The organism is Alienimonas chondri (assembly GCF_013036045.1).
Classification (GTDB): Bacteria; Planctomycetota; Planctomycetia; order Planctomycetales; family Planctomycetaceae; genus Alienimonas; species Alienimonas chondri.
Genome location: NZ_WTPX01000043.1, coordinates 1 through 22,562, shown reverse-complemented (window position 1 = coordinate 22,562; position 22,562 = coordinate 1). Strand labels below are relative to the sequence as shown.

Here is a 22,562-nt window from a genome sequence, read left to right as displayed (position 1 = left end):
CGGACGCCCCAATCCGCTTGTTTTTCAGCCCAACGTTCAGTGGTTGCGAGAAGAAGTTCCGCCTCCTCGCGAACTGAGCCAGTCGTCTCGATGGTCGTGGCTGTCATCAGATCGGATTTCTGGATGAGTCGTTGTCCGCTCACGCCTGCCTCTCCGGCAGACTCTTGGTGAGGTCGGCGATGAGGTCCGGCACGCTCACGTCGTCGGCCTGTCCGTCGTAATTCAGCAGCACGCGGTGCTGGAGCACGGCCGGGGCGAAGTGGGCCACATCCTCGAACGCCGCGTGCGGACGGCCCTCCGCCAGGGCCCGCACCCGGGCCGCTTTGATAAGGCTCTGGGCCGCCCGCGGGCTGGCGCCGGCCTTCACGTAGCGGGTCACCGCTTCGCCCGCTTCCCCCTGAGCCAGCACCGCGGAGGGGTGCGTGGAGAGCACCAACCGCACGGCGTAGTCGCGGACGGCCTCCGTCACCACGACGTTGTTCAACGTCCGGCGGTGCCGCAGGATCGCGGCGCTGTCCAGCACCTGCTCCGGATCGATCGGTTGCTTGAGAATGGTGCGGGCCACGATCTCGTTCAGTTCGGCCCGGTCCGGCAGCGGCACGTTCACCTTGAACAGGAACCGGTCGAGCTGGGCCTCGGGCAGCGGATAGGTGCCTTCCTGTTCGAGCGGGTTCTGGGTCGCCATCACGAAGAACGGCTGCTCCAGGATGTACCGGGTCCCGGAGGTCGTCACGCTGCCCTCCTGCATCGTCTCCAAGAGCGCCGACTGCGTTTTCGGGCTGGCCCGGTTGATCTCGTCGGCAAGCAGTAACTGCGTGAAGATCGGTCCCTGACGGAACTCGAACTGGTACTGGCCAGTTTCGTCGGCGCTCATCACCTGGGTGCCGACGATGTCCGCGGGCATCAGGTCGGGGGTGAACTGAATGCGTTTGAAGTCGAGATCCAGCACTTTCGACAGCGCCTTCACCAGCTCCGTCTTGCCCAGTCCCGGGACGCCTTCCAGCAGTACGTTGCCGCCGGCGAACAGGGCGGTGAGGACGGCCTCGATCACGTCCTTCTGGCCGACCATCACGCGGCCGACCTCGCTGCGGACCCGCTCGAAGATCACCCGAAACTCCGCGGCTTCCTCCCGCAGCTTGTCCTGATCGACGGGCGCCTGAGCCGCGGGGGCGGGGATCGAAGCGTCGGGGACCGGGCCTCCGGAGACTGGGGCGCCGGGGACCGGGGCGTCGGGCGGGGGTGCGTCAGTCATGCTTCGTTCGTCGGGGGATGGAAACCGGGAGCCTGCCGGGGGCCGTCAGGACCGGTCGCGTTTCTTCTTCAAATCCAGCAGCGCCGCGGTGGTGTTCGCCGGCGGAGCCGATTTCTTCGCGGGAGGGGGAGCCGGCGCCGCCTTCTCGGAGGCGGCGGAGCGAACGCTGGTCGGCTTGGCGCGGCTGACGGGACGCCGGGACGGCGGAGCGTGCTCCCGCTTCCTGGCGAGCAGCCCTTCCAGCGTCGGCCCGCCGGCGCCGGCGACGCCGAGCTTCTCCTTCTTGAACAGCCCCGTGATCAGCGACCAATCGAGCTGCACCCGACGCACGGCCACGTCCAGCGGGATCAGGCAGGCCAACACGATCAGCAGCCAATCGAAGATCGGTCGGCTGCTGCGTTTCGGCTCGCGGTCAACGGTGAACAGCGATTTCGTCGTCTCTTCGTCCGGGACCAGCACCCGCCCGCCGGTGCGCTCGGCGACGTTCTTCAGCACGATCGGGTCGCTGCGGAACCGCAGATACTCCGCGCTGTAGGGGAGGATGAATCCGCCGGCGACCTGCTCCGTGCCGTCGTCGGCGACGGGGGCGTCTTCGATCGCATCGTTCGCCCCGGCGACGGTGCCCATCGGCGTGTCGCCTTCGGGGACCGGCGTCTCTGATGCCGGGGACTCCAACGCCCCGCCGCCGGCGGTGACGGAGCGACCGATCACTTGGTAACGGCCCTTTCCCCACAGCGGCAAACGGGCCTGATAGCGGCGGGGACCGACCTGCACCAGTGGAAGCGATTCCGTCTTCTCCCGCGGCCCGGCGACGGAGGTGGAGATCTCCAGGAACCGCTCCGAGGGATGGAAGTCCTCGACGACGATCACCCCGTCGGAGCCGTCAGTGTAGGTGCTCATCCGCAGGTGCCCCTGCTTGCGGACGCGGCCGAGATGCGTGACGAGCTGCCGGACAAACGGGCCGTAGCCTTCCCACGTCACCCAGTCGGCGCCCCAGTTCGGCCCGAGGTCCGCGGTGAACGCGCCCGTGCGCCCGAGACCGAACTGCCGGACGGCGAGGATCGGGTCAAACTCGCCAGGGGCGACCTGTTCGTCGGACGGCACCCGCAGGATCTGCTCGTTCAGGCCCTCTTTGGGAGTGGTCAGTACCAACCCGCGGACCGGCGGCAAGTCGACCAGCCCCTTGAGGATGGGGTGACCGAGGGCGACCTCCGGGACGACCGTTTTGTTCTGAATCAACGTTCGGCGAAGCGTCTTCGCCTCCTTCACGAAAATGCCCGGCAGCTGATTGGGGTCGTCCGGCAGATAGAACCGTCCGCCGGTGCCCGCGGCGATGCCGCGCATGGTGTTCAGACTGGCCCGGTCGCCCTGGTGGGGGAAGACGGCGACGGTGCTGATGGCGATCTTCTCATCGGCGAAGCCTTTGATGAGGGCCGCCGAGGGCGGGCTGGGGTCGGCGTCCGAGATGATGATCATGTGCTTGGCACTGGCGTCGCTCTCCTTCAACGCCTTCAGGCCGGCGCTCATCGTCTGGGCGAAGTCCGGCATGTCGCCGATCTGGGCGGCGTTGATCTTGGGCACCAGCTCCGGGTACTTCGCCGCGGGGGTCAACTCGAACAGCCAGCTCTCGCCGTCGACGTAGTCCGCGACCAGCACGCCGCACTCGTCCTGATCGCCGAGGACCTTGATCGCCCGTTTGCAGATCCGCTTGCCCCAGGTGTTTCCCTGCGGGAACTCGCACGTGTGCAAGATGATGACCAGCGCCCCCTTGGGCAGCACCTTGCGGCGGGTGATGTCCAGATCGACCGGCAACGCTTCTTCGATCGGCGTGTTCTGATAGCCGCCGGCGCCGAAGCTGTTCTCCCCGCCGAGCATCAGGAAGCCGACGCCCATGTCCGCCACCGAGTCCCGCACGGCGCTGAGTTGCCGGGCGTCGAAGGCGTCCGCCGGGACGCCGGCGAACACGATCAGGTCGTAGGGCATCAGGCTCAGCACGTCCCGCGGGAAGGCGTAGCCGTCGATGACGGTCACGTCCCGTTCGCCCTCGCGGGCGGCGGCGACGAAGTCGTCCACGTCCCGCGGATCGCCGGACGGGTCGGTGACGACGAGGATCTTCCCGGCGCCCTCCAGATAGAGGTAGTTAAGGGCCGTGTTGTTCGCTTCGACGCCGTCGGCGCCGTTATCGGCTTTGATGGTCGCGGCGTACTCGTAATAGCCGGGGCCGCGGAGACGGATGGGGAAGCTGAACCGGTTCTTGCCCTCGCGGTACTCGACCTGCTCGCTGGCGATCTCCTCGCCGTTCTCCGTCAGGGTGAGTTTCCCGGAGCCGGCGCCGAGGGCTTCCAGCACGACGCTGGCTTCGTAGCTCTCCCCCTCCCTAACGAACCGGGGCAGGTCGAGCCGTTCGAGCCAGACCTCTTCCCGCCCGCCGTAGTCCACCGGCAGCACGTCCACTTTGATGCCGCGGCCCCGCAGGCTATCCAGTTCCCCGGCGAGCCGGCCTTCGGTCTCCGTGCCGTCGGAGATGAGCACGACCCGGCCGGCGTTCTCCTCCGGGATCATCGCCGCGGATAGGCTCAGGGTCTGTTCGAGGTTCGTCGCGTCGCGGTCGACCTGGGAGTTGATCACGCCCTCGAACGCCACGCTTTTCTTCGGCGGGAGTTCGACGGCGGCGTTCCGTCCGAACACAACGAGCCCGGCTTCGTCGTTCGTGGGCTTCTCGGCGGAGGCGCCGGCGAACAGTTCCAGCGCCTGGCTCTCCACGCTGCGACCGACGCTGTCGGAGACGTCCAGCGCGAACACGACGCTCGTCACGTCCCGCTCCCGCACTGCCCGCGGCTCCGCCAGCGCCGCGACGCACAGCCCGAGCAAACACAGCCGGAGGAAGGTCGACGCCTCAGCCCGCGTCGTGCCCATCCCGCCGCGGTTCGCCACCGCCAGCCACCAGACCCACGGGGCGGCGATCAGCAGTCCGAACAACGCCGGCCGGGCAAACAGCACCCGTTCGTCGATCTGCAGCCAGATGTAGAAGCCCGCCAGAAGCAAAGCGAACGCGGCCAGCGGCCAGTAATCGCGGGGCCGCACCGGCGTGCGGGACTCCGGGAACGCCGACCGCACCGTTCGCTCCCAGAACCCGGCTCGATCGCGCCGCCCGGCGGAGGTCAGCGTGGATCGGCGATGGGGATCGACGGCCATCGGCGGGGTGCGGCCGGGGTGGAGCGCGGGAAACGGAACGGGATCAGCTTACGGAACAACGCCGCCGCGGGCACAAGCGGTTCACGGGAAAACCAAATCCGAACTGAAGACTTGGAGCCGCGACCGTTAGGGAGCGTCTCTCTACGCAATGACCTCATCGAACGCCGCCGAGTTGGGGAACGCGACCAGAGACGCTCCCTGACGGTCGCGGCTCTACGTCCTCCGCTACGGCACCAGCGTCACCAGCCGCCGGTTCCCCGTGTCCGCGACCCACACCCGGCCGGCAGCATCCACGTCCAACCCCCACGGCGTCAGCAGGGCGCCGGCCTTTTCGTCGCGGCTCCATCGTCCAATCAGCGTGCCGTCCGGCCGCAGCGCCGTCACCCGGCCGCCGTGGTACTCCGGCACCCAAAGCGTGCCGTCCGCGGCCCGGGCCAGGTCGTAAGGGCTGTGCAGCGCAACCGCGTCGTCGCCGCCCAGCACGCCGCGGTATTCGCCCTGATCCGTGAATCGCGCAATGCGGTCGCCGAAGGCGTCGGCGACCAACACGAACGCGTCCTTTCCCTCGCGTTCGGGCGGAACCCAGGCCACGCCGCTGGCTCGGCTGAACTGGCCCGGACCGGTGCCGAACGAACCGAACTCCCGCAGCGGACGGTTCTCCGGATGCGGCGAGAACACCTGCACGCGATCGTTCCCGCCGTACTCGCCGACGTACAAACGCCCCGCATCGTCGGCCGTCACCGCGACCGGGAAGCGGAAGTCGCCCGGTTCGTCCCCCTCCACGCCCCATCGCACGACTTCCTCGCCCTCGGTGGTGAACAGCACGATGCGATGGAAGTGCGTGTCCGCCACGGCGACCAGCCACTCCTCCGAGCCCGGCGGCCTGTAGACGCAGATGCCCTCCGGGTTCCCGTTGACGTTGGAGGGCATGTCCCAGCGCCGCAGCTCTTCGCCGTCGGGGGCAAACACCAGCACGCGGCCGGCGTCGTCCAGCACGAACGCCTCCCCGTTTGGCCCGATGCCCACCCCCCGCGGCGCCGGCAACTGCGCCCCGGCGTTCGGCGTGGCCCGCACGCGGACCTCGGCGAAGCTCAACGCCGGCCCGGACGGCTTCGGACCGCCGTCGCACCCGGCGCCGAGGAGGGGGAACAGCCCCGCGAGCAGCAGGAACGCGAACCGCAACGCCGCCCGCGCGCCTTTGGCCAGCGGCGGGCCGGTGCGATGCAGTAGCGAAAAGGGTTCCGCGGGCGGGTCCGGGGTCACGACGGTTTCAGTCAGCGGGCCAGCGGGATGAGACGACTCGACAAGCAGCGAACCGTCCGGATCAGCGATGAGGTCGAGGCGTCCGGAACGGACCTTCGCCGGGCGATTCGAACGTTCCAGCCCCAGCCGCTCCGCGACGCTCGGCGGCAGAACCGAAACCGGCCCCAATAGTTCGGCCGGCGCTCCCTCAGGCGGATCACGGTACAGCGTCTCCGTGGCGCCGCTCCACGTCACCGTCCGATCCGCGACGGCAATACAATGCGTCGACTCCCACACCGCGGCGACCGGATCATGCGTGACGAAGACGGCCGCCCGGCATTCGGCCAGCGCCTCACGCAATCGAGCCCAATACCGCGGCAGCGATGCCGGGTCGACGTGGGCCAGCGGTTCGTCCAGCAGCAGCACGTCCGCCCGGCTGGCGATCGCCCGCGCGACCGCCAACCGCGAACGCTCCCCGGCGGAGAGCAGCCCCGGCCGGCGAGCTGCCGCGGATTCAAGACCGAACGTGCTCAGCAATTCCTCCACGGCAGCGTGGTCCGGTTCTGGCTGCACGGCCCTGAGATGTCCCTCAACGGTTTCTGACGGCCACAGTCCGAGGTCCGCCGGGAGCCAGAACAGCCCCCCTGCTTCGCCGTCGCCGCTAGGCGGCGCGCCCCGCTCGACGACGCCTGACGAGGGCGTCGCGAACCCCGCGAGCACTTCCAGCAGCGACGATTTCCCCGCCCCGCTGGCCCCCACGACGGCCGTCACGCCGGGCGGGATATCGACGTACACGCGCCGCAACCGCCATCGGCCGACGCCGCCGGCGAGCGAGACTTCCCTCAGGCGAAAGACCGGCGTGTTCATGAAGTGGTTCCGATCGCCGGCCCGCGGAGCGCCCGGCCTCGCGGCGCCGCCCAGGCCCCGAGGGCGAGCAGAACCGCCGGCGCCACGGTGTTCAACAGGCATAACGCGCCCAGCACCGCGTTGTGCCCGTAGTGCATCAGGTTGTACAGCCCGTGCGGGGCGGTCTGGTAGCCCGCCGGCGTGAGCAGCGCGGCGGCGGAGACGTCCGCGCCGCCCCACAGCGTCAGCAGCCCCCACCGCACCCAAGTCGAGCGCCCGGTCAGCCCCCACCAGATTCGCCCGCCCGCACGACGTTGCGATCGCGTGCCGTTCCGCAGGAGCCCGGCGAGGAATGCCCCCGAACCGTGGCCCGGGGCGAACGCCCGCAGCAGTGCCGCCCGCGGGAGCAGGAATAGGGCGACTGCAACGATCAACGGCAGGAACGACTCCTGCAGCACCCGCCCGCCCGGCCAGTCGTTCGCCGCGGCGAACGTCACGCCCGCCTTCACGATCAGCCCCGCCACCAGCGGCCCGCACAGCCCCGGGGCGATCAGCAGGGCGATCAGCGCCGTCCCCGCTGGGCCGCGCACATGCCCCGCGGCCCACAACACGCTCCCCGCGAGCGCCGCCGCCGCCGCCCCGACCGCCAGCGACAGCCCCAGTTCCTCCGCGAACGAGGACAACCGCCATTCGCTCGCGGCCAACTCGGTCCACCCTTGCAGCCCCGTCTCCCACGCCAGCACGCCCGCCGGCACGAGGACCGTCAGCCCCGCCGCCGCGGCGAGCACGGCGCTTGCAGCGATGAGGGAACCGCGTGAGGCCCCCCCCTGCCGTTCGTCCCCCGGCCCGCGTTCGCCCGACCGCCGTAGCCAGATCAACAAAGGGATCAGCCCGACAAGCTGCACCAACACCGCCGGCAGGGCGAGGCGAAGCGAACCGGCCAGGCTCTGCATGTCCGCGTGGGCGTCGAACAGCGCCACCGTCCACGCCGACTGCCCCGCCCAGCCGAACGGCTCCCAGGTCTTCACCCCCGCGAGGCTCGGCACCTCGAATTGCCCGAACGCGAACAGCCCCGCGACCCCCGCCGCCGGACCGAATCGGGCGATCGCTCGCAACGCTCCCTCCCTCATCCAAGCCTGTAACGCCGAGGCTCCGCGGGGCCTCGGCGTTCCGGTGAAAACGAGCTTCCGCAGGAACACCGCGGACGCCGTGCGGGTCGACGGCGGGGCGACGGCCAGCAGCGCCGCGGCGGCGCAGACGCATCGCCCCCAGATCAGCGCCGCGGTCAGGGCTTCGTTCGCCCACGGCTTTGCGGCGAGCGACAGCGAGAAGTTGCTCCAGCCGTAGCCGGTCAGCAGTTCGGGCACCAGCAGCGGAGCGAGCACGCCGGCCCACCAGAGGTTCGACCGCTCGCCCCGCAATCGACGGGCAATCGGCGCCGCCGCGGGGATCGCCAAGCCGACCACCAACAGGGTGCGAGCCAGCGAGAGCAGCACGCTCGGCCACAAACTCACGCCGCGGCGCCCGTCAGCCACTGCAAAACGGCGTCCCGATGCGGCGCCAGACCGGCGAGGGGAACGGCATTCGCCGCGAGTTCCGCGAACTGCGCCACGTCCTCCGGCAGCGGTTCGGTGATCGGGGTGAGCGGAATCTGCCGCGACGGCCCGTTCGCCAATCGCACGGCGACCTCCTCGCCCAACAGCCAGTCCGCCAGTTGGGCCGCTTGCGCGGGATGTCGGCCGCCGCGGATCAGGGCGACGGTGTTGGGGATGCAGATCGGCGCCGGGCCATCCGGGCCGTCGACCTCGATCGGCAGCGTTTCGACCGGCGCCCCGGCCTCGATCGCGGCGTGGGCGTCGTCGGTGTCGGTCCAACCGCAGGCGACCGTGCCGGCGGCGACGAGATCCTTCACCGCTGCATTGCCGGACGCGATCACCCGCCCGGCCTCGTCCAACCGATCGGCAAACGCCTGAAGCCCCTCGTCGCCGAGTTCGCGATGCAGCAGCGAAAAGTGCGTGAGCGTCGTGCCGTAGCGGGGATTCGCGTGGGCGAAGCTGATCTCGGCCGCCTTCGCCAACTCCGCATCGACCGCTGCGCGGGTCGTGGGCAGGCGGTCCGTGTTGACGATCCAGACCCGCAGCCGTCCGCCGAAGCCGCACCACAACCCTTCCGGGTCGCGATGGCGGGCCGGCGTGTTCTGCCAGGCATGGCCCTCGTACGGGGCGAGCAAACCGCGGGCGGCGAGATCCTCCGTGCCGCCGCGTTCGTTGTTCCAGAACAGGTCGCACAGGGGGGCGTCCGCCTCGCGGATCAGCGAACCGACCAGCGAGAGGCTCTTCGTCGCTTCCGTGTCGTACTTCGCCCGCACCCGAATGCCGGTGCGATCCTCGAAGTCCCGCAGGATCAGCTCGGCATGCAGGCGATCGGCGGCGCAGTAGACGACGACTTCGTCCTCACCGCCGCCCACGCAGCCGGCGCCGACCGATCCCGCCAGCAGCCCCGCGGAGGCGGTTCCGAGGAACGCCCGACGCGAGACGCCGATCTCGTTCGTTTCCGCGCTCACTCGTCGCCGCCCGGCGGCTCGAGGGCGTCGAAGTAACGCTGGATGCCGTCGCGGTAACCGGGCGGGACGTCCTCGGCGTAGATCGCTTCGTCCACGCCCTCTTTCACCCGGGCGAGGTTGTCCTCGTACTCCGTGGTCCGTTCGCCGCGATCGCTTTCGCCCTTGGACTTCAGGCTCATCAGCGTCTTGCCGGCGACGAGATGGCTCTTGGACACCTCCGTGCGAAAGCCGGTTTTGGCGTCCGGGGTTTCGTCCATCGCGCGGCCGTCGACCTCTTCCCGCTCCCCGCGGCCCGTGCCGCCGGAGGACTCGCCGACGCCGTCGCCTTCCCCGTCTCCATCACCCTCGCCGTCGCCGTCACCCTCTCCCTCGCCTTCACCGCCTTCGCCCTCTCCTTCACCTTCGCCAGAGCCGCGCACCGTGCCTTCGGTCGCTTCGACGGCCTGCTGGCCGCTCTCAGCGAGCATCTCCTCATAGACCTCCAAGAACTCCGCCATGGAGGCGGCGTCGGTCGCTTCCTGCCCGTCGAGTTCGCCCATCTCGTTCAGCCGGCCGGCCTGCTGGGCGGTCTGCATCGCCTTCTCTAACTCGGCCATATCGCGGGCCGCCTGAGCGAGCTTCTCGGCTTCCAGCCCCGCCTGTTCGAGCACCGCTTTGGCGGCCTCGGAGGCTTCCTGCATCGCCTTGCGGGTCGCTTCGGGGGAGCCCTCGCCGTTCGCCTCGGCTTTGGCTTGCTCGGCGGCTTTGCGGAGCTGTTCGCCGGCCTGCCGCATCGCCTCGGCGAGACGCTCGTCGCCGGCGTCGTTGCGAGCGAAGTTCTCCAGCTTGCGGGCCTGTTCACGCAGCGCGGCCATCTTCTCGGCCCGCGCGGTCGGGTCCGACTCGTTCGCAGCCTCGGCGGCTTCGGCGGCCATTTTGTTCAACGCTTCGCGGACGCTCTCGGCGTTGCCTTCCTTCAGGTCGCGGAGCCACTGCTTGCGTTCGTCCGCATCCGGATTCATGCCCAGACTGCGGCGGTCGTCCTCCTCGGAGAGCAAGCCGCGGGCCTGCTCGGCGCTGATCTTCCGCCACAGCTTATTGAGCTGGTCGCGACGCTCCGCGAGCTTCTTGCGGTTCGCCTGCACCTCGCCCCGCTTGGTCTGCTTGAGATCCGTGGCGAGCTTGTCCACCGCGGCCGTCACCTGCGGGGAGAGATCCGATTCCGGCTGGGAGCGCTTCAGCTCCTCGGTCCGCCGCTTGGCTTCGGCAGCGGTTTGGGCGGACTTCTCCGCTTCGTTCGCCGCCTCTTCCGCCGCCGCGACGGCGCCGAACGGATCGACGCGGGGGACGAGGAACAGCGTCCCGACCAACACGGCCAGCGCCACGCCCGCCGGCACGAGGCGGCGACCGGGCAGCCCGAACGGCACCGCGGCGGCCGGATCGACCCGAGGCACGTTGGCCGCAGCGTTCGCGTAAACCAGTGGAGCAAAGGCCGGAGCGTTCTCGTCGCGGCCCAGCTCCGTGGCCGTCAGGAACAGATCTTTCGTCCCGGCGAAGCGATCGGCCCGGTTCGCGGCGTCTTCGCGGGTCGGCTTCTCGCGGAAGGCGATCGCCAACCCGAGCGCCAGAACCGCCGCGAGCGGCACCGCTCCGAGGATCAGCGTCGACAGCCAATCCGGCCGCCACCACGCCAGCGGCACCAGCAGGGCGCCCGCCGCGCAGCCCGCCGCGACGGCCCACAGCAGCGTGCGACCGAACGCCGCCCAGGCCAGGCGCCCGCGAATCGCGGAGAGCATCCGCTCCAGGTCTCTCGGCGGAGAAGTCGGCGACATCGGGTCGGGTCGGTGGGAGGGAACGAGGGTCTTAGTCTAACGATTCGCCGCCGCGGCGGGGTTCTTCGCCGTCATCCGGCGATTCATCGTCATCCGGCGCTGAACCGGACGCTTCAGCCGGCGTCAAAGTTCCGTCCCCATCGCCGTCGAACCGGTCGAAGGCGTCGCGGGGGCCGACGAACTCCGCCCAGGTCAGCGCCCCGTCGCCATTGCGGTCGGAGCGGCGGAACCATTCCGGGCCTTCCTCCGAGCGAACGCCCGGGTCGCGGCCGCGGATCATCTCGAGTTCGTCCGCGGAGGGCGGGCGATCCGGCGGGCGGCCGGGGCCGAGGTGCAGCGTGAACCGGCCGACCAGTTCGTCCGCGGTGATCGCGCCGTCCCGGTCACGGTCGAGGGCCGCCGGGGAGCCGGGGCGTCGGCCGGTCGAGGCGAACGCCTCCGCGGCGGCGGACCGCTCGGCGGGGGTCAGACGGCCGTCGTCGTCTGCATCCAGCAGGCCGAACAGCTCCGAGCGTTCCGCCTCGCTGAGCAAGTAAATCCGGCTGTTCGCCAATCGCAGGTCTTCTTCGAGAAACGCCCGGACCTCCTCGCGCGTCGCCTGTTCGTCGCCGTCTCGGTCGACATCGGCGAACTCCGGGGCGCCGGGGAGGTTCGCGGCGGGGAATTCCATCATGTCCAGATAGCCGTTGGCGTCGCCGTCGGCCCGCACCATGTTCAACAGGCCCAGCGAGATCGCGTCCGAACCGAGCAATTCGACCCGATCGGCCGCCAGTTCGATCTCGAGGCCCGGGGCGCCGCTTCGCGGGTCGGAGTCGATGGTCAAAGTCATCGACCGCCGGTCCTCGGCGACCGACACCCGCTCCGGGGCGTGATTGGCGATCACGGACAGCCGCGGCAGGCCGAACGAGGTGGCGATCAACCGCACGCTAATGACGAGATGCGGCTCGTCAGGAGCCTCGGACGTTCCGTATCGCTCCGCGAGATCCGCGGCGAGTCCCGGCGATTTGACCGGCGTCAGCAGGCGGAAGGGGCTGGAGGGCGGGAAGTGACGGCGTTCGGCGCGTTGGGCGCTCGAGCGAAACGGAGCGAGTTCCGCGGCGGAGAGCGTGCCGTCGGCGTCGAAATCGTACGGACCGGCCGCGGCGCCGCGGAGTTCCTCCGGCGTCAGGCGACCGTCGCCGTCGGCGTCCAGCACGCCGACCACGTCCGAGGCGTCGCCGCCGGCGAACCGCTGCCGCACCCGCACCGGCGGCCCCATGACCCCCTCCACCCAACTGCGGAAGCGATCGACCGGCATCCCCGGCTCGCCGGCTTCGTCGAACAGCGCCAGCAGTTCCATCACGGCTTCGTTCGCATCGCCCCCGCCGCCCAGCACCCGCGGCGTCGGCGTGCGGGCCGCCTCGGCGCGAGTCACGCGACCGTCGCCGTCCGCGTCCACCAGAGACATGAGCGTCTCCCGGTAGCGACCGGCGGAGTCGGTGAACGGCCGGCGGTCGACGGTCACGTCGGCCGCGATCCGCAGCGGGCCGTTCGGGGCGAGCACGAGGAACTCGACCCGCTCCGGCGACGACGCAGCCCCGTCGTCCGCGGCGAAACCGCAGAGGAGAACGGCGGCGGCGAGCGGGGCGAACACGCGGTTCAGTATCGGATGAAGAACGGATCAGCGAAAGAGAATATGCCGCCGGCGCCCCCGAATGCTCACCCCGACCGCCGGCTCACCCCAGTCGCAGGCCGGCGGGCAGGCTTTCGCCGAACGCCAGCCCTTCCTCCTCATGATCCAGCCGCCCGCCATCGCGGACCAGAGCCAGCCAATGCGACGGGGCGTCGCGCTCGGCGAGGTACTGCATCACTCGCAGTTGCGCGTCGCGAGGCAGATCCAGATAGCGATCGCCGGTTTTGCGGGCGAGCTGCACCAGGGGCCAGAGCGGCGGATCGTCGTCGTCGTCCGATTGCTTGATGAGGCCGTCCGCCCATTCGGCGGCGTTCCAGGCGGAGACCACGCTGTTCGCCGGGCCGTACAGCGGCGCGCGGGCGCCGGTCCGGCCGACGCACCACCACAACGTCGCCCGACGACCGGCGTTCGGCTCTTTGGAGGCCAGTCGCAGGAAGGAGCGGCCGAACGTCTCGCGCAGGTCCGTCGAGAGCCGTTCCAGCGAGGCGAGCAGACGGAACAGTTCCGGGTCCGGCGCGGCCCCCTTCTTCCCCCCGCCCTTCAGCGCTCCCGCGAGGGGAGCGGCTAACGCCTGTTGCTGGCCCGCTTCGAGTCCGCCGCCGATGCGGCGCCAGAGGACGTGCGACTGCGACAGGACCGCGGCGTCGGCATGGGCGAGCTTGCCGTTGAGCCGGCGCCACGTCTCCGAGACCCGCCAGTCATCCAGCGCCACGCCGTAGCCCGGCCGCAACGCATAGCCGAGCAGGTTGAGCCAGCGGGCCTCGCGGGCCGGCGACTCGCGGCGGCCGGCTTCCCGCTCCATCAAGCCTTCCCAGATGCTCCGCAGCAGCGTCGGCGGCCAATCGGAGCGGGGCGAACCGGCGGCCTCGACAAGCGCGCCGTTCACGTCTCGCGGTTTGAGCGACGGCTTGGCTCCACCTGAACCGGAGCCGAACGCGTCGTCCAACACCGCCGAGACCGCGGCGAGCGTTTCGTCGTCCGCCACCCCGGCCGCTTCGCCGGCTCCCGCGTGGGCGGAGAGGTCGGTGCGGGTCGTGCTCCGCACGTCGAACGACAACCGCCACCGTTTGCCCGAGGTGCCGTCGTCCCGACGCTCGCGGACCGCCAAATCCAGCGTGCCGATCTCGGAGAGTCCCGCCTCCAACGTGGCGGGCAGTTCGTCGCCGTCCTTTCCCTTTGCTTTCAACACGGTGCGAATCGGGGGGAGGGAGGCGAACTGCCCCTCGTCTACGGCATGCACGGAGCCGGCGGGGTCGGTCAATCGCACGCCGCTGCTGAAGACCGGCAGCTCGACCGGCCGCCCCACGCGAACACGCACGGGAGTGTCCGGCAGGCGGACCGTCTCGCCGGGCCGGGTGCCGGCGGGGACGACGCAGACGGCCCGCGGTTCGCCGGCCTCTCCATCCTCTGCCCCGAGGTAGTAGGTGCGAGCCAAGCCCGCCTCGACGCGGACGCCCAACCCGCGTCGCACCAATCCGAAGTACGCCGCCCCGCGGGAGACGGCGAGATCGAGACGGTCGTTCGCCAGCACCTCCGGCCGGTCGCCCTCGGGGAACCAGTCGGAGACCGCGGCGAGCAACCGCTCCCGCAGCACCGGCGAGGCGAAGAACCCGCCGTTGAACAGCACCGCGTCCGGGCGAGCCGGCTCGTCGTCGCTCGCTCCGGCGACGGCGCCGTGCGTGGAGAGGAACCGGGCGAGATGCTTGGTGATCGCCGCGTCCGGGGCGTACGGCAAGCCGACCTCGCGGAAGCCGGCGTCCTTCCGCTCCGGCTCGGCGGTGACGGGGACGGTCGGCAGGAAGCCCTCCAGCAGCGCCGCTCGAGCCGCGTCGCGGTCGGCGGAGACGCTCAACCCGCCGGCGACCAGCGCCCGCCCGGCGCCCGGCAGCGTCACCGTGAACGACGCCGGGGCGTTCTCTTCCAGCAGCGTCTCCTTCGCCCGCCGGCTCTGGCGGACCAGCACGTCCCACTGCTTCGGGGAGAGTTCCGTGCCGTCCTTCTTCAGTCGCTCTTCGAGGTGATGAGCGAGGGCGAGATCGAGGTTGTCGCCGCCGAGGATCAGGTGCTCGCCGACCGCGACGCGATGGAACTCGACCTTGCCCCCGTCCTCGGAATCAGCCGCCCCGGGCTTCACGCGGATCAGGGCGAAGTCGCTGGTGCCGCCGCCGATGTCGCAGACGAGCACGTTGGTGTTCGGGGCGACGCGGGTCTGCCAGTCGTCCGGGTGCTTGGCGAGCCAGGCGTAGAACGCCGCCTGCGGTTCCTCGATCAGCACGACCCGCGGCAGCCCGGCGGTGCGGGCGGCCTTCACCGTGAGTTCCCGCGCGACCTCGTCGAAGCTCGCCGGCAGTGTGAGGACCACGTCCTGCTCCGCCAGCGGATCGCCCGGGTGGGCGTGATCCCAAGCTGCCCGCAGGTGTTCCAGCAGCGCCGCGGACGCATCGACCGGGGAGAGCCGCTCGACGCCCTCCGCCGCGTGCCACGGCAGCAGCGGAGCAGTGCGATCCACGCCGGGATGGCACAGCCACGACTTCGAACTGCTCACCTGCCGACCGGGCACCTTCGACCCATGATCCCGGGCGAAGGCGCCGACGGCCCAGTCGGGCGTCTCCTTCGACCAGGGGGGAGCGAGAGCCGCCGACGGAAACTCGCCCGCGGCGGGGCGATACAGAAACGACGGCAGGTTCTCCCGGCCCTCGACCGTCCCCGCGGCGACGAATTGCGGAATCGCCCACGTCTCGACCCGCATCCCCGCGTCGCCGGCGGCCTGCGTATCGATGAACGCCACGGCACAGTTCGTCGTGCCCAGATCGACCCCCACGACATAGCGGGGCGGAGCGGACGTCTCGGGGGTTGAATCAGTCACGATCCGAGCATGATCGGTTCCGCGGCGGAGCGAACAACCGTTCCCCGTCCTGCATGCCGGAGGCAGGCCTCCGGCTTAGGCGTTCGATGACAGAAACGCCCGCGGATTGCGGCTCGTGAGAGCCGTCGCATCCTGCTGGGTGAAGCCGCAGGCGTCGCAAAGCCGCTGAAAGGCGACGCTCAGCGGGCAGGCCGAGCCGACGAGGTGCTCCCCGCCCGGGGCGCGGCAGGCCAGATCTTCGCCCACCTCCAACTCCCACGCCCCCAGCGTGAACCGCCCCGGCCCCAGCCCCGCGGCGGTCACGGCGTCGCTGACGACGGCGCAACGGTCGATGCCGGCCTGATCGATGACGTCCCGCAGGAACCAGAACGGCAGATGCACGCCGTCGGCGATGAGCGTGAATCGCAAGCGATCTCGCAGCGACAGGGCGCGATGAATGACGTTGTCGTGCCGCGGCAGGCTCGCCGGGCAGCCATTGCCGAGGTGCGTGAACAGCGTCAGCCCCGCGTCGCACGCTGCGGAAAGTTCGTCCCGCGACGGGTCGCAGTGCCCCGCCGCCACCGTCACGCCGGCCTTCGCGAGCGCCCGCGTCACGGCGAACCTCGGATCGCGTTCCGGGGCGAGCGTCACCAATCGCACCAGCCCGCCGCCCGCCTCGAGCAATCGATTCATCGCCGTCACCTCCGCGGGCCGGGCGTGCTGTGACGGATGGGCGCCAATGTAGCCCGGTGTCTCGTTCAAAAACGGCCCTTCGACGTGCAGCCCGACGATCAGCCGCTTGGCGAGATGGTCCTGTTCCCGCAGCTCCGCCAACCGCGCGAGGCGCCGGCACATCGCATCGAGGTCGTCGGTGATGACGGTGGGCAGGAACCCCTCCACGCCGTCCGCGGCGATGCGTTCGCAGGCCGTGTGCAGACCCTCGGCGGTGAGATCGTCCCGGTTGAAGTCGACGCCGGCGTAGCCGTTCACCTGCAAGTCGAAGAACGCCGGCCGCTCGTCCGGTTCGCCGCTCATCGCTCCGCCAGCCCGGAGGCGGCCGCTTCGTCCAGGAACAGCGTGCAATTGGCGTGCTCCCGCAAAATAGAGGCCGGGACGTCCGGGGAGATCGGCCCTTCGACGGTCGCCTTCACCGCCGTCGCTTTGCGTTCGTCGGGAACCGAACAGACGATCGTGAGGCTCGCCAGGATCTGCCGGACGGACATGCTGAGCGCCTGCTTCGGCACCGCCTCCAACGAATCGAACCACCCTTCCCCGTGCTGCTGTCGGCGACAGGCCTCGTCCAGATCGACGATCAGGTAGGGGGCGCGTGTCTCGAAGTCGGCCGGCGGGTCATTGAAGGCGAGGTGAGCGTTCTCCCCGATCCCCACGAAGGCCACGTCGATCGGCTGGGCCGTCAGCAACGCCCCGACGCGGTCGCACTCCGCGGCGGGGTCGGCCGCTTCGCCGTTTAATTCGTGGAACGCCGCCAGCGGCACGCGACTGACGAACCGCTCCCGTAGATACCCGCGAAAGCTCGCCGGGTGATCGGCCGGCAGGCCGAGGTATTCGTCGAGGTGAAACCCGGTGACCTTCGACCAATCGATGTCCGGTTCGGTCACCAACGCCGCCAGCACTTCGAACTGACTGGCGCCGGTCGCGACGATCAACGCTGCGGAACCACGTTCCGCGATCGCTCCGCGTAACGCCGCGGCTCCGCGAGCCGCGGCGGCTCGACCCATCGCGGCGGCGTCGGAATAGGTTTCGATCTGCATCAGTTGAGTGTACGAACGGCGGGGCTAACCCGCGAACAGGTCCAAACCGAGCTTCCACGCCGTGCGGACCGCCAGCGCCAACACGATCGCCAGCCCGACGCCGGCGAGGGCGAACGTCCAGATCGGCGGACGCGGCGTCACCTTCGTTCCGAGGAACAGCAACGCCCCGGCCAGCAGCGGCCCGCCCAACACGGTCAGCGCCTGCGCGATGATGATGGCGGTCACTTTTTCCGCGCCGCCGGCCAGCACGGCCGCCGCAATACCCGCCCCCGCGAGCAGCGCCGCGACGGTCAGCCCGCGGACCCAGCTGGAATCGATCGAGCGCCCCTTCCCTAACCCGTCCGCCAGCAACGTGCCGCCGATCAATGCGTTGCCGAGGAACGACCCGAGCGCCCCCGCGAGGATGCCCGCCGCGAAGATGCCGACCGCCCAGTCCCCGAAGAACGGGCTGAGTTGCCGCGCGAGATCGGCCGTGGTGCTGAAGCCCCCGCCCTCGACGTTGTGCAGCGTCGCGGCGGCCGTCAGCAGCACCATCGCGGTCATCAGTCCCAGGGCCCCCGCCCCGACCGCGGCTTCGACGCCGGCCCGTCGTCCGTCCCGCGGCCCCCATCCTTTCTCTTTCACCAGGTACGCCTGATAGAACGCCCCCGCCACGGAGAACGTCGTCGCCACCAGCCCCTGCAACGCCGCCAGCGGCACGACGACTTCGCCCAACGCGTCGCGGGTGGGCAGGAACCCGCCGTCCGCCCCGTCCGGCGCCTGCGGCACGAGTCCCGCGACCGCATCCCGCACAGACGGCCGAACCGCAAAGAGGTTGAACAGGAACGCCGCCGCCATGAAGGCGACCAGCCCCTTCATCAGCCCTTCCAGCTTCGCATACAGCCCCCGTAGCCCGAGGACGGCGGCGATCACGGCCCCGTTGACGCCCAGCAGGATCAGCGCGGCCCCCCATGTCGGCAGCGCCCCTTCGCCTCCGAGAAGCAGCAACGGTTCCAACGCCGCGACGACCGCGAAGTTGTTGCTGGACTGAAAGCCGACCACGACCAGGAACAGCGTGATCCCGACCAGCGCCGCGAACGGCCGCCCGAGGCGATCCGCGAGTTCGTCGCAGGGGCTTTTCGCCAACGCCACGCCGATGCGGGCCGCGAGCGCCGCCGTCCCCCCCAGCACGACCGCGGCCAGCAACGGTACCCAAAGGGCGCTCGTCCCATGAACGGCGCCGACGCGGGAGGCGGAGAGAATCGTCCCCGGCCCCAGCACCACGCTGGCGACGATCAGCGCCGGTCCGAGATCCCGCAAACGAAACCCCGGGGACCCGCCGGTCGAGTCGTCGGGGGGGGCAACCGTCGTCGCCGGCGTCGAAGAAGCAGTAATGGCCGTTGCTTCCTCGAAGGATGTCGGAACTCGTCGGCCCCGAACTTACCGTCCCCCCGCCCACACATCCAACGTCGCCGATCTTTCCGAATAGCTCCCCGGGTAGGGGTCTAACGGATTCCGCTCAGGGTCTATCCTGTAAGGACTCAGGGGTTCGGGCTGAACCGGCGTGGCCACGATCGAGGCCATTCGGGGGGTCGGGGGCAGTCGAGCACGACGGGCTGCCGGCCGACCTCGCCGATGTGGTGGAAGCGTGGCCCCGGCTGACCGACGACGAACGCTCCGCCGTGCTGGCGATCGTGGAAGCCGCACACGCGACCGCCTGACGGCCCGCTGACGACCTCGCCCCGTCGTCCGGCCCCGTCGTCTCGGGGCACGCTCCCGAGGCCGCCAAGCCCCCCCCCGGCTTTGGGCGTGGCCGGTACCATCGCCCGCTACGGGGCAGAACCCCGCCCGCGTCGGGGAGCCGACCAGAGATACGAAGGCTGTGGTGGACGGGGACCCCACCCCCCTTCCTGGCGGAACCGGAGTCCCGAACGAGCCGACCACCCCGCTTAGACCGGGGAAGACCCGGACTCCTGTCCCAAGTGAACATGAAAACCACCAGAACCCCGGTCCCCGCCGACCGTCTGAACGATCCCGCCCGCGATACGCGGTGGGATGATTGGCTCGACGGGAAGCGGCTTCTGACGCGCTCCCCGCCCGACGTTATCACGCCCTGCCGCGGCTGCGGTCATCGGATGGCCCCCGGCGAACTGTCCGCCCTCGTGCTCCGCCCGTTCGAGGAATGGGCCTTCCACGAGTGCATCGGGTGCAACGTCGATATGCAGCCCACCACACGGGCGGATCTGCCCCCGGGAGAACGGACGCCCGTGCCCGAACTGGACGACGATCCGTATTGCCTACGTCGGTCGTCGCTGGCGGACATCAACGAATCGATCCGGGCGAACTACCCGGACTCGCCCGCCGCACGTCGGGCGTCGCGAGGTCGGCCCAGCCCGCACGGCCTTCCGAGGTCGCCCGTTCTGGCGGCCCTCGTGACGGGCTGGCGGGCGCTGCGGGCGACTGTAATCCGGTGACAGTCGGACTGGCTGGTAAGGTGTCGGTTTCCGACACCGTCGTCGGCCGCGACGGCCGGTTGACAGGGGTGCTGCCAATTGGTTGACTGCACATTGTTCTCAGTCGGCCGATTGGCCGGATCTTCACGAGCAGTTTGGCGTATGCCTATTCCCTCTTCCGAACTGACAGTCGAACAGGTGTTGAACACCCCTGTTGCGGATGTCGTCTTAGCCCTGGCGAGTGTCGCCGGAGAATCGAACAGGTCGATTGCACATGCACTCTCCACGACGGACACGACTGTGGGCAGGATCATCGCGAGCAAGCGAACTCCTAGCGTCGAACTCGCGGACCGCATCCGCAAATTGGCTATCGAGTGGCAGGTGTGGCCGACGAATGAGGAAACCGCCGTGAATCGAGCTAGGATCGATTACTACACTAGGATAGGTATGGACGGACGAAGAATTAACACCATGAGCATCGGGCCGAAGTGAACCAATGCCGACAAACGAAAGGCGGTCGAGACCGCCCTCCTAGAACCGTGCTGGGCGGATAAGAGCGATCAACAAATCGCGACGATGTGTAAGGTGAACCAATCCACGGTGTACCGCATTCGCAGGGGGCTGGAAGAGTCGGGGGAGGTTATGCAATGCATAACCGTCGTCGGCCGCGACGGAATCGAACAGCCCCGCCGAAAATCGAAGACGAAACCGGCCCCCAAGCCTGTGGTGGAGCGCGACGGCCCTACCACCACGCCGGCGGGGCTGCGGACGGCGCTGACGACGTAGCCGATTTGCCCCGACGAGCTCCCGGCAACGATCGGGGACATTCGAGCCGATCGCTCCCGCGATCGATGCAGGCCGGGGACCATGTGTTCACTATGACGACAGTCTGAGAGTTGATTGCCCTGGTCGATTTTTCCACTGTGATCGCTGCCGATCGTTTCGAGCAAGTCCCGCGGTGGATCGAGCATCGTTCGCAGGGGTCGGAACGCTGTACCGCACACGGCTTCCCAGATGCCCCCAGACGGCCTCGGAGCCGTCATCCGACCCCGAGGTCGCCCGGACCGCTCCCGGCGCCGTACGGGCGACGTGGGGAGCCGTGCGGTGGCCGTCCGTCCAGTCGCCTACGGCGGGTCGGCCGTGCCCGAATCGGTCGGGGTCCGCGGGTGCGATGTCCACCAATTCGAGCCGGCCGCGGCTGACCGTTCGGGGGCTGTGGTACGATGTGGTGGACGGAGGCCAGCGGGACGTACCCGCCCCCCCATGACGACGACGCCAAGGGGCGAAGGTCGGTTCTAAGTGTTCAAGCGGAAGCAGCGTTGAAGTATAAATTGGAGTACGTCATCCGGGTCGATACCCGGAAGGCGAAGAAGGACGTCGATTCCTTTCTCGCGTCGAGCAGCGGCGGTCAGGCCGCGAAGAAAACGGCGGTCAGAGACGAGCGTGACCGCGGGGACGTGCTCAGACGCCTCCGAAGAGAGTTCCACGCCAGCATTGACGCCATCGAGGCGAAGCACGGATCGCAAGCCGCTCAGTTCGCCAGACGATCCCGCATCGCGGTCAGTCGCGAACTCGCCAACGGGTTCGGGCGTGACGAAACGCAGTTGAGAAAGCACCTCACCCGGATCGTCGCGGAGGAAAGAAGAGCGGCCCGGGAGATTAATGCCATCCACCACGCCCGCACCGGCGGGGTCGTCGCGAGAAGATCCGGCGGTCGCGGCGGAGCCGGGGGGAGACCCGGCGGCGGTGGCGTGCAAATGGCGTTTCAGGCCCAGCAGATGGTCGAGGACTTCTCGTTCGCCGGGATGCGGGGGGCGACGAATAACTTGGCGATGATGGCCGCTACGTTGGGGTCTGGACCTGCGTCCCTAGCGGTGCTGGGCGGAATTGCCGCCGTCCAGATGGTCGACGTCATCGCCAGACTTCAAGGCACGGAGGAAGCCGCCGAAGGAGCGAGAGCCAAGGTGTCGGCCCTCGCCAGCGCCCTCGGGAGCGTCCATTCGGATCGGCTCGCGGCCGTCCCTGACCGATCCCCCGGTCAGGATCTACTTTCCGTCGACCTTCACGCCCTGGAAGCGAAGCGGGCCGCGGCCGAAGCCCGCCGCGCTTTTCAGGAAGAGCGGAAGCTACATTCTGCCGTCGCCGAACTCGATGCGATGCGGCAAACCCAAGCGACTTGGGCAACCGGGGGCGAAGCCGGATTGCACGCCCGCCGTCGGGCTGTCGCTGAACAGATCGAAGCGTCCTCGGGGGGCGTGCATGATGCGGATCAGTTGATGTCGTGGGCCGGCGTGGCTGGGCAGGACAACCCCTTCGCCAAGGTCGCCCGGCGTGGTGGAGAGAGCGGCAAGACGCCGTTCGACCTGATGGCGGAGCAAGCGAAAGAGTTCCGCGACTCGGGAGACTTTGAGGCGGGTATCGAGGTCGCCGGGTTGGAGAGAGCGGCGGAGATCGCGGACACCGCCGCGGATGCGTTCGGCACGTTGTGGGAGGTTGAAGCCAGACTCGCCGCCGTGCCGCCGCCCAGCGTCCCGGACATCGGGTCCGACCACCCGGACCTAGTCGAACGCACGGCAGTCGCGTGGGGCCGGCTGGCCCGCGGCGGAAGGGACGCGGAACTCTCGCTCGCCACCGCTCACGAACGCTTGGAGTCTTCCCTCGCCGCCCCCGAAGGCCCTGGAAAATGGGAAGGTGTGGTTCGGATGCTCCAAACTTACAGACGCACCGCGTCCGAGGTGATCGAGGTCCGCAAAGAACTCGCACGCGGCGAATCACCGGAACTCGATCGGCTGCGGTCCGAGGCCACGTTCAGAGACGGAGCCGTCCGCTCGATTGACGACCTCGCCGCCGCCGCTGAGTCCCGCATCGATTCGCTCGAACGCGAGGCCGAAGCTCTCGACCGTGTGGTGGAGAGGACCGAAGCCGCCGCCCA

14 protein-coding genes are annotated in these 22,562 nt (G+C 69.6%); 3 read left to right on the top strand and 11 right to left on the bottom strand.

Going from position 1 to position 22,562, the window contains the following annotated elements; translation table 11 throughout:
• Positions 1-139 precede the first annotated feature (139 nt).
• The 11 genes from LzC2_RS08480 to LzC2_RS08430 all read right to left on the bottom strand — a co-directional run bounded on the left by LzC2_RS08480 (position 140) and on the right by LzC2_RS08430 (position 18,497).
• Positions 140-1,252: an AAA family ATPase gene (locus tag LzC2_RS08480; protein WP_171185818.1), complete on the bottom strand. Its 1,113-nt coding sequence runs from the start codon at positions 1,250-1,252 to the stop codon at positions 140-142.
• 45 nt (positions 1,253-1,297) lie between these two features.
• Complete coding sequence (locus LzC2_RS08475; RefSeq protein WP_171185816.1) at positions 1,298-4,447, bottom strand: glutamine amidotransferase; 3,150 nt, start codon at positions 4,445-4,447, stop codon at positions 1,298-1,300.
• 225 nt (positions 4,448-4,672) lie between these two features.
• On the bottom strand, positions 4,673-6,556 hold the full coding sequence (locus tag LzC2_RS08470; protein WP_171185814.1) for an ATP-binding cassette domain-containing protein: 1,884 nt from the start codon (positions 6,554-6,556) through the stop codon (positions 4,673-4,675).
• Positions 6,553-8,049: a hypothetical protein gene (locus tag LzC2_RS08465; RefSeq protein ID WP_171185812.1), complete on the bottom strand. Its 1,497-nt coding sequence runs from the start codon at positions 8,047-8,049 to the stop codon at positions 6,553-6,555. The genes LzC2_RS08470 and LzC2_RS08465 overlap by 4 nt, the downstream gene beginning before the upstream one ends.
• On the bottom strand, positions 8,046-9,098 hold the full coding sequence (locus LzC2_RS08460; RefSeq protein WP_171185809.1) for an extracellular solute-binding protein: 1,053 nt from the start codon (positions 9,096-9,098) through the stop codon (positions 8,046-8,048). The genes LzC2_RS08465 and LzC2_RS08460 overlap by 4 nt, the downstream gene beginning before the upstream one ends.
• On the bottom strand, positions 9,095-10,909 hold the full coding sequence (locus tag LzC2_RS08455) for a hypothetical protein (protein WP_171185807.1): 1,815 nt from the start codon (positions 10,907-10,909) through the stop codon (positions 9,095-9,097). Before LzC2_RS08455 ends, LzC2_RS08460 begins: the two co-directional genes overlap by 4 nt.
• Before the next feature lie 31 nt (positions 10,910-10,940).
• A complete protein-coding gene (locus LzC2_RS08450; RefSeq protein ID WP_171185805.1) occupies positions 10,941-12,542 on the bottom strand; it encodes an EF-hand domain-containing protein in 1,602 nt (533 codons plus the stop codon).
• A gap of 82 nt (positions 12,543-12,624) precedes the next feature.
• Positions 12,625-15,447, bottom strand: coding sequence for a hsp70 family protein (locus LzC2_RS08445; protein ID WP_315854585.1), 2,823 nt, complete (start codon positions 15,445-15,447; stop codon positions 12,625-12,627).
• A 75-nt stretch (positions 15,448-15,522) separates the two neighbouring features.
• Positions 15,523-16,461: an N-acetylglucosamine-6-phosphate deacetylase gene (locus tag LzC2_RS08440; protein ID WP_171185803.1), complete on the bottom strand. Its 939-nt coding sequence runs from the start codon at positions 16,459-16,461 to the stop codon at positions 15,523-15,525.
• Positions 16,458-17,198 carry a glucosamine-6-phosphate deaminase gene (locus LzC2_RS08435; protein ID WP_171185801.1) on the bottom strand — a complete coding sequence of 247 codons (741 nt, stop codon included), beginning with the start codon at positions 17,196-17,198 and terminating at the stop codon, positions 16,458-16,460. Before LzC2_RS08435 ends, LzC2_RS08440 begins: the two co-directional genes overlap by 4 nt.
• Before the next feature lie 24 nt (positions 17,199-17,222).
• Entirely contained in the window at positions 17,223-18,497 is a 1,275-nt protein-coding gene (locus tag LzC2_RS08430; protein ID WP_171185800.1) for an NRAMP family divalent metal transporter, read from the bottom strand.
• A 668-nt stretch (positions 18,498-19,165) separates the two neighbouring features.
• Here LzC2_RS08430 and LzC2_RS08425 point away from each other — a divergent pair.
• The 3 genes from LzC2_RS08425 to LzC2_RS08415 all read left to right on the top strand — a co-directional run.
• Positions 19,166-19,651, top strand: coding sequence for a hypothetical protein (locus LzC2_RS08425; RefSeq protein WP_171185798.1), 486 nt, complete (start codon positions 19,166-19,168; stop codon positions 19,649-19,651).
• A 564-nt stretch (positions 19,652-20,215) separates the two neighbouring features.
• On the top strand, positions 20,216-20,416 hold the full coding sequence (locus tag LzC2_RS08420; RefSeq protein WP_171185796.1) for a hypothetical protein: 201 nt from the start codon (positions 20,216-20,218) through the stop codon (positions 20,414-20,416).
• Between the two features lie 437 nt (positions 20,417-20,853).
• On the top strand, positions 20,854-22,562 hold a 1,709-nt coding region (locus LzC2_RS08415), incomplete at its 3' end, for a hypothetical protein (RefSeq protein WP_206678619.1).